The following is an 8198-nucleotide window of genomic DNA, read 5'->3' as shown; positions in this document are numbered from 1 at the left end:
AACGACCACAGAGCTACGACGTCAGCGAGCGACCAACCCCCATTTTCAACCCCGAACGAGCGCCCCACCAGAGGCACACCCAGCTGATCACGCGAGTTCCGCTCGCGAGCACGGGCGCCGGTGCCTTCGCAACGAAACGGCGGTCGCCTCCACCGGAGGCGACCGCCGTTTCAGCAGCTCGTCAGCGCTCTTCTTCGTCCCACGGACGGTTCCGGCGCGGCGGGGCACCCCGGCCACCGGACGGGCGGCGCGGCGGCGGCGGCGTGTCACGGCCTTCCGCCGCGGGCGGGCGCGGGCGTCGCCGCGGAGCGTCGTCGCGTGGCTCGCGGCGGCGCGGGTCGCCCTCTTCCGGGCGGGGCGTGCGCCGGGTTGCCGGTGGTGGCTTGCGGGTGCCCGGGTCACGTTCGGCGGCCGGGCGCTGGGCGCGGCGCTCGCCGTCCGCGGGCGGACGAGGACGCCGTGGCGGCTCGCCTTCCCGTCCTCGACGCGGAGGCGCCGGAGTCTGGCCGGTCCGGCCCGAACCGGCCGGCCGCGGGCGTCCCCCCGCCGACGTCGCCGCGGCGCGCGACGACGGCTTCTCGTCGTCCTCGTCCGCTCGGCGGCGGTCGGCCTTGGCGTTGCCCTTGGTCTTCTTCGGGGCGTCGGGGTCGCGCTCGCGGAAGATCCGGACGAGCCCGATCAGCAGGGTGATGCCGGTGGTGATGGCCATCATGGGGAAGCCGTTGATCAGCGGGGTGCCGATGTTCAACGCCTTCGACAGCATGTCGTCGCCCTGGGACCCGGAGGTCAGCAGGATCACCCCGGGCACCGTCACGGCCAGCACCAGCGGCGGCATCACCATCGGCCCGAACAGGCCGCGGCGCCGCACCGCGCAGACCGCGATCACGGCCCCGGCGATGTAGCAGACGGTGAAGACCAGCGGGATGTTCGCCTGGCTCGGCTTGCCCAGGAGGGCGCCCACGATCGCCAGGCCGAGGCCGACCAGGACCGCCGCCCACCACGGCAGTCCGCGCCTCGAACCGACGACAGGACGCTCATCCCACGGCACGGGGACGTCGTCGGCATCTGGATCGCTCTGGCGATCGCGAATCGCGGTCACGAGACAACACCGTATCTCGTGGATGTGAAGATCTTGCCAGCACCGCCGCCGACGTGGGGCTAAAGCGCTCGAACAGGGCTCGAACAGGCGGCCGGAACAGCGACCGGACGGCCCCGCCGCGGCGAACTCGGGCCGCCCTGGACCGGCGTCGGCGTGACCGACGACCAACCAGGCAGCTCGTGAACGCGGGCGTCATCGCGCCTGGCCGAGAAGGCACTGGTCAACACCGCCGGAGAGCCGGCGTGCTCCTGCTCAGCTGGCCGCCAGTTCGTCCCCCTTCCGCACCGTCGGGACCGCGGCCGGGCTCCCCGCGGCGTCCGTCAGCGGGGCCACGGTGGACCGGAACGTCTCCAGGGCCTCCAGCTCCCGCCGCCGGGCCGAGAGGAAGCGCTGGAGGTGCGTGCTGGACAGGTTGAGCGCCTCCACCGCGCCACCCGCCGCCCGGTGCGCCGCGGCCGCCCCCGCCCGCACCTGTTCGACGTCGGCCTCCAGGGTCCGGTCGCTCGCCGCGAACAGGGCCGCCGAGGCGAGGACCCCGAAGCCCGTCGGGCCGCACAGGAACACCCGCCGGTCGATCAGCCAGCGCAGCAGCTCCGGATCGGTGTCGAGCGCCGCGACGACGGCGGCGTCGGACGGGACGAACATGATCGTGCCGTAGATCGCGTCCGCCCAGCGCTGGTAGCCCTTGCCGGCCAGCTCGGCGGCCCGCGAGCGGATCTGCCGGACGTGCGCGCGCAACGCGTCCAGCCGCTCGTCCGGGTCGTCGGTCTCCACCGCCTCGGACCAGGTCGCCATGCTCGCCTTCGCGTCGACCGGCACCGTGCGGTCGCCGCCCACCCGCAGCACCATGTCCGGTTTCGCCGCGCCGCCGCCCGCCAGGTCCGTCTGCAGCGTGAAGTGCAGGTCCTCACGCAGCCCGAGCGCGCGCGCCGTCTCGACCAGCACCTGCTCGCCCAGCTCGCCGCGCCCGCTGATCGAGGCGAACGCGACCTCGTACCGCCGCAGCGCCAGCTGCTGCTGGTCCGCCTTCGCCCGCTCGGCCGCCACCAGCCGGGCCGCGGCGTCCGCCCGGCGCATCCCGTCCTGGTACAGCCGCCACAGCACCGCGACGGCGAACAGCAGCAGGACCGCGAGCACGATCGCCGCGGTGGTCAGCACTGTCGCCACTTCGTCTCCTCCCTCCGGGCCGCCTGGATCGGACCGCGGGGACATCATGGCGGACCCCACCGACAAAAATCGCACCCGATCCGTCGCTCTGGGTAGCTGACCTGCGAAGAACCCGATATCGCGCAGGGCGTGTCCGATCCGGCACGCTCGTGTTAGTACACACGTTCGAGTGAGGTGGCGGCGTGCCTGCGCGATTTCGTCGGAGGCGGGTCGTACCTTGGCCCTCGTGAGATTCCTGCACACCTCCGACTGGCACGTCGGCCGCACGTTCCACGGCGCCGACCTGCTCGCGGAACAGGAAGCGGTGCTCGGGCACCTCGCCGACCTCGTGGCCGGCGAGGCGATCGACGCCGTCCTGGTGGCAGGCGACATCTACGACCGCGCGGTGCCCTCGGCCGAAGCCGTGCGGGTGGCCACGGCGGCCGTCGCCCGGATCCGCGCGGCCGGCGCGCAACTCGTCGTCACGCCCGGGAACCACGACTCCGCGCCCCGCCTCGGCGCCTTCGCGGAGTTCGCCGCGGCGGGCGGCCTGCACCTGCGCACCACCGTCGGCGGACTGGCCGAACCGGTGCTGTTCGAGGACGGCCACGGCCCGGTCGCCGTCTACGGAATCCCTTATCTGGAACCGGAACCGGCGCGCCACGCGCTGGGCGTGCCGGAGGCGCGCGGCCACACCGGCGTGCTCACCGAGGCCATGCGCCGCATCCGCGCGGACCTGGAAACCCGGCCCGGGGTCCGGTCGGTCGTGCTCGCGCACGCGTTCGTCACCGGCGGCGAACCCACCGACAGCGAACGGACCATCGCGGTCGGCGGCGTCGAGCAGGTGCCCGGCTCGGTCTTCGACGGCGTGGACTACGTGGCGCTCGGCCACCTCCACGGCCCGCAGACGCTCGCCGAGCACCTGCGGTACTCCGGCAGCCCGCTGGCGTACTCGTTTTCCGAAGCGCGGCAACGGAAATCGGTCTGGCTGGTCGACGTCGACGCCGGCGGCCTCGCCGAGGTGCGCAGGCACGAATTGCCGGTACCCAGGGCGCTCGCCACGCTGCGAGGCGACATCGAGGACCTCCTCGTGAACCCGGAACACGACGTCCACCTCGGCCACTTCCTGTCGGTCACGGTCACCGACCGGGTCCGGCCCGTGGACGCGATGCGGCGTCTGCGCGAACGCTTCCCGTACGCGGTGCACTTGGAGTGGGAGCCCGAGGGCGGGCACGCCGGTGCCCCGCTGCGCTACTCGGACGCCGTCCGCGGCCGGACCGACATCGAGGTCTCGCGCAGCTTCCTCGACGACTGCCGGGGCGCCCCGCCCACCGAAAGCGAAGAGCAGCTCCTGTTCCGGGCCCTGGAAGCGGCCGACCGGGGGGCCCTCGCGAAATGAGGCTGCACAGGCTGGAGGTCGAAGCCTTCGGGCCGTACTGCGCACGCGAGGTGGTCGACTTCGACGTGCTCGGCGCCGACGGCCTTTTCCTCCTGCACGGCGAAACCGGCGCGGGCAAGACAACGCTGCTCGACGCGATCGCCTTCGCGCTGTTCGGCGTGGTCCCGGGCGCCCGCAACGAGGCCAAGCGGCTGCGCTGCGACCTGGCCGGGCCCGACCAGGTCACCGAGGTCGCACTCGAGCTCACGGTGCAGGGGCACCGGCTCAAGATCGTCCGCAACCCGGAGTACCAGCGGCCGAAGCGGCGCGGCGAAGGCACCACCACCCAGCAGGCCAGGGTGTCGCTGAGCTGGGTCGGCACCGCACCCGCCGGGCTGCCGCCGGAAGGCCTGATCCGGATCGAGGAGGTCGCGCGCACCGTCGAGCGGCTGCTCGGGATGACGGCGGCCCAGTTCTTCCAGGTCGTGCTGCTCCCGCAGGGCGAGTTCGCCCGCTTCCTGCGGTCGGACACCGCCGAGCGCGAGAAGCTCCTGGAACGGCTCTTCGGCACCGAGCGCTTCGCCGACGTCGAACGCTGGTTCACCGACCTGCGGGCCGAGCGCGGCCGGGAGCTGGCCGAACGCCAGGCGGAAGTGCGGGAGCTGCTGGCGAGGTACGCGCAGGAGGCTCAGCAGGACCCGCCCGAGGCGGACGTCGCCGACTGGGTCGCCACGGTGCTCGCCGAGTCGGAAGAACGAGTCGGCCGGGTGACGGCGGAGGAGGAGCGGGCGCGGGAGGCCGCCCGGCGGGCGGACGTCTACCTGCAGGAAGAACGCGCCGGCGCCGAGAAGATCCGCCGGGTCCGCACCGCGCACCTGCGCCTGGTCGAGATCACCGAGCAGGCGCCGCAGCGCGCCGAGTGGGCGCAGGAGGTCGCGGCCGCGCGGCGGGCCGCCGGTGTCGCCGTGGAGGCCGACCTGCTGGACCGGCGGGCCGCCGAGCTGGCCGATGCCGAGCAGGCGGAGAAGGCCGAGGGCGCCCGGTTGCGGGAGTTCGGCACCCGGGCGACCGGCGATCTGAAGGCCCGGGCGGCCGCCGCGCGGGAAGAGGCGGGGGCGGTCGCGGAACTGGTCGCCGAGGCCGAACAGCAGCAGATCGACATCATGCGGCGGGACGACCGGAACCTCGCCGCCGTCACGGCGCGGCAGCAGGTCGAGGAACTGACCGGCGAACTGGCCGCGATCCCCGGCCAGCTGGCGAAACTGCGCGCGGACGCCCTGACCGCGGCCGAAGCCGAGGCGAAACTCGACGGCGCCAAGGCGAAGGTGGAGGAGCTCAGAGCCTTCGCCCGCGACGCGGCCGAGCTGCCGGAGGCCCAGGCGAAGGTCCGACGCGGCGAGGCGAAGCTGCGCGAAGTCGTCGACACGCACCAGGCGGCCCGGCAGCGACGGCTCGACCTGCGCGAGCGGCGCCTGGACGGGATGGCGGCCGAGCTGGCCGCCGCGCTCCCGGACGGCGCGCCGTGCCCGGTGTGCGGATCGGCCGAGCACCCGGCGAAGGCGACGCGGGACGTCGAGCTGGTCGACCCGGCCGAGGAACGCGCCGCCGAGGAGGCCGAGCAGGCGGCGGACGCCGTGCGGCAGCGGGTCGTCGTCGCGCTGGAAGAGGCGAAGGCCCGGCTCGCCGGGCTGACCGAACGGCTGGCGGGGCGCACGGCCGAGTCGATCACCGCCGAGCTGGCGGAGGCCCGGTCCACGGTCGCCGCGCTCACCGAAAAGGCGGCGGCCAAGGCGAAGCTGAGCCAGCAGGTCGTGCTGCTCGAGCGTGACGCCGAACTGCGGACCGAGCGCCTGCGCCGGGCCGAACAGGCGGCGACCGAAGCCGTCACCGACGTCCGCGCCCTGGAGGAGCGGCTGGCCGAGCGCGAACGCCGCCTGGTCGCCGGGCGGGGCGAGTTCGCGGACGTCGGCGCCCGCCGGGAGCACCTCCTCGGCCTCGCCGAGGCTCTCGAGGCGGTCGCCGAGGCCCGCACTGCGGTCGCCGGCGCCCGCGAGCGGGTCGTCCAGCAGAAAGCGCTGGTCGAGGCGGCGGTCAAGGCGAAGGGGTTCACGTCACTGAAGAAGGCGCGGGCCGCGATGCTGCCGGACGAGCAGATCGAGAAGCTGGAGCAGGGCATCGCCGAAGCCGAGGCGGCCGCCGCGGGAGCGCGGGCGCTGCTGGCCGAGCCGGACCTGTTCGGGATCTCGCCGGACGACGTCGCCGACGTCGGCCGCGCGGCCGACGCGGCCCAGCTGGCGCGGGCGCACGCCGACTCGGCGTACGCGGCGCTGCGAGTGGCCATCGCGCAGCACGGCGAGCTGACCCGGCTGGCCGGCCTGCTGCGCAAGGCCCTGTCCGGGCTCGCTCCGGCCGAAGCGGCGTACGCCGAACTTCGGGCGCTTGCGGAGGTCGTCAACGGGCGCGGGCAGAACAGCCGCAAGATGTCGCTGCGGTCGTACGTGCTGGCCGCGCGGCTGGAAGAAGTCGCGGTCGCCGCCACGCACCGGCTCCGCACGATGAGCCAGGGGCGCTATTCGTTCGTGCACTCGGACGCGGCCGGAGCGCGCGGCACCCGCGGCGGGCTGGGCATCGACGTGCTGGACGACTACTCGGGCACCATCCGCCCGGCGAAAACCCTGTCGGGCGGCGAGTCGTTCCTCGCGTCGCTGGCACTGGCGCTGGGCCTGGCCGACGTCGTCGCGGGGGAGACCGGCGGCGCGCTGCTGGACACGCTCTTCGTCGACGAGGGCTTCGGCACGCTCGACGCCGAAACCCTCGACGTCGTCATGAACATCCTCGACGAGCTCCGCGCCGGCGGCCGGGTGGTCGGGCTCGTGTCGCACGTCGAGGAGCTGCGGCAGCGCATCCCGACACGGTTGCGGGTCCGGAAGTCCCGTACGGGCTCGACATTGGAGGTGCGCGCCGGATGATCGCTCGGACAAGATGAAGCCATGACAGACCAGCCGCCGAACGGCCTGCCCCGCTACCGCGTGCTCACCGGCCCGGACGACGCGAAGTTCTGCCACCGGGTCAGCGAAGCGCTCGAACTCGGCTACCGCTTGTACGGCTCGCCGGCGGCGACGTTCGACGGCGACCAAGTGATCGTCGCCCAAGCCGTGCTGTGGCAAGGCGAACAGGGCTGAATCACGGCGAACCGGCCGCGCGCCGGAGGTACATCCCGGCGTATGAGCACCACGGCGTCCACACGCGGGCGCGCTCGGCGAGTGAGTCCGGCGCGATGCCCAGCGCCTCGGCGCCGCGCCGGACTGCGGTGTCGTCGGCGAGCAGCACGTCCGGGGCACCGAGGACCCGCATGGCCACGTAGTCTGCGGTCGACGGGTCGACGTACGTCAGCAGTTCGGCCCGCAACTCCGCCGCGTCCCGGCCGACGTGCACGTCCAGCCGTCCCTCGGCCAGAGCGGTGGCGACGGGGTGGCCGGTGGCCGCGACCTGGGCCGCGGTCGGGAACAGCCGCGTCACACCCCATTCGCCCGGCACCTCCTCGCCGAGCGGTACCTCGCTCAGGAGCGCGCGGAGCAGCAGTTCCTCGCCGTCCACCGCACCCGGCACCCGGATTCCCGGCACGGCCGCGACCACCGGGGCCAGTACCGGGTCGGCGCCGAGGACGCGGGTGACCGCCGTGGGGTCGGCGTCGAGGTCGAGCAGCCGCCGCACCCGGCTGACCGCGCTGCCGAGGTCGCGCAGGTCGGTGAGCCGCAGCTCGCAGCGCACATGGTCGGGCAAAGGCGTCAGCCGCACGACTCCGGTGCCGTGGGCGAGCCGCAGGCTGCGCGCGTAGGACTCCGAAGTGACTTCCTCGACGCCCGGCACCGCGTTGTCCGCGAAGAAGCGAAGCAACCCCGAAGCGTCAAACGGCGGCCGAAACGGCAACCGCAGGCTGAGCCGCGTCCCGCTGACGTCACCCTGGCGTCCCCGTCGCGAAGCCGCGGAGACGCGAAGCTGCGAAGGCGTCGTCGCGAACACTTCGCGGATCGTCTCGTTGAACTGCCGCACGCTGGAGAAGCCCGCCGCGAAGGCGACGTCCGTCAGCGGCAGCTCGGACATCTCGATGAGCAGCCGCGCCGAATGCGCGCGGTGCGCCCGCGCCAGGGCCAGCGGTCCCGCGCCCAGTTCGGCGGTGAGCACCCGGCCGAGCTGGCGTTCCGAGTAGCCGAGCCGCCGCGCGAGGCCGGGGACGCCTTCGCGCTCGACGGTCCCGTCGGCGATCAGGCGCATCGCCCGTGACGCGAGATCGGCGCGCACGTTCCAATCCGGCGAGCCGGGCACGGCGTCGGGCAGGCAGCGGCGGCAGGCGCGGAAGCCGTTGGCCTGCGCGGCCGCCGACGTCGGGAAGAAGCGGACGTTCCGCGCCTTCGGCGTCGACGCCGGGCACGACGGACGGCAATAGATCCCGGTGGTGCGGACCGCCATGATGAACTGGCCGTCGAAGCGCGAGTCGCGGGCGGTGACCACGCGGTAGCAGCGTTCGGCGTCGCGCCAGAGTGCGAGCGTGTCGGTGACCATGGATCCGAGCAT

6 protein-coding genes are annotated in these 8198 nt (G+C 73.8%); 3 read left to right on the top strand and 3 right to left on the bottom strand.

The genetic code is table 11. The features are described 5' to 3' along the window. Nucleotides 1-181: 181 nt before the first annotated feature. The gene (locus AB0G28_RS29610) at nt 182-1099 is read right to left on the bottom strand and encodes a DUF6542 domain-containing protein (protein ID WP_361096078.1); all 918 of its coding nucleotides are present in this window, start codon (nt 1097-1099) and stop codon (nt 182-184) included. 252 nt (nt 1100-1351) lie between these two features. After that, entirely contained in the window at nt 1352-2266 is a 915-nt protein-coding gene (locus AB0G28_RS29605) for a DNA recombination protein RmuC (protein ID WP_361096075.1), read from the bottom strand. Between the two features lie 226 nt (nt 2267-2492). Here AB0G28_RS29605 and AB0G28_RS29600 point away from each other — a divergent pair, with 226 nt between their 5' ends. The 3 genes from AB0G28_RS29600 to AB0G28_RS29590 are packed head-to-tail and all read left to right on the top strand — an operon-like array spanning nt 2493 to nt 6805. Beyond that, the gene (locus AB0G28_RS29600; RefSeq protein WP_361096072.1) at nt 2493-3644 is read left to right on the top strand and encodes an exonuclease SbcCD subunit D; all 1152 of its coding nucleotides are present in this window, start codon (nt 2493-2495) and stop codon (nt 3642-3644) included. Then, entirely contained in the window at nt 3641-6592 is a 2952-nt protein-coding gene (locus AB0G28_RS29595; protein ID WP_361096069.1) for an SMC family ATPase, read from the top strand. The genes AB0G28_RS29600 and AB0G28_RS29595 overlap by 4 nt, the downstream gene beginning before the upstream one ends. Before the next feature lie 21 nt (nt 6593-6613). Next, nucleotides 6614-6805, top strand: a complete 192-nt coding sequence (locus tag AB0G28_RS29590) for a DUF1737 domain-containing protein (protein WP_361096066.1) — start codon at nt 6614-6616, stop codon at nt 6803-6805. A 1-nt stretch (nt 6806) separates the two neighbouring features. Here the strand turns inward: AB0G28_RS29590 and AB0G28_RS29585 are convergent, their stop codons facing one another. Then, a complete protein-coding gene (locus AB0G28_RS29585; RefSeq protein ID WP_361096101.1) occupies nt 6807-8186 on the bottom strand; it encodes an AlkA N-terminal domain-containing protein in 1380 nt (459 codons plus the stop codon). Nucleotides 8187-8198 lie beyond the last annotated feature (12 nt).

It is taken from the genome of Amycolatopsis sp. NPDC021455, from assembly GCF_040640995.1.
Taxonomy (GTDB): domain Bacteria; phylum Actinomycetota; class Actinomycetes; order Mycobacteriales; family Pseudonocardiaceae; genus Amycolatopsis.
The sequence above is the reverse complement of the archived record's forward strand: the minus strand, read 5'-3'. Positions and strand labels throughout refer to the sequence as shown.

Excerpts from the sequence above, each read along its gene's own strand:
- AB0G28_RS29585 (WP_361096101.1), bottom strand. The coding sequence starts at position 8,186 with ATGGTCACCGACACGCTCGCACTCTGGCGCGACGCCGAACGCTGCTAC.
- AB0G28_RS29595 (WP_361096069.1), top strand. The coding sequence starts at position 3,641 with ATGAGGCTGCACAGGCTGGAGGTCGAAGCCTTCGGGCCGTACTGCGCA.
- AB0G28_RS29590 (WP_361096066.1), top strand. The coding sequence starts at position 6,614 with ATGACAGACCAGCCGCCGAACGGCCTGCCCCGCTACCGCGTGCTCACC.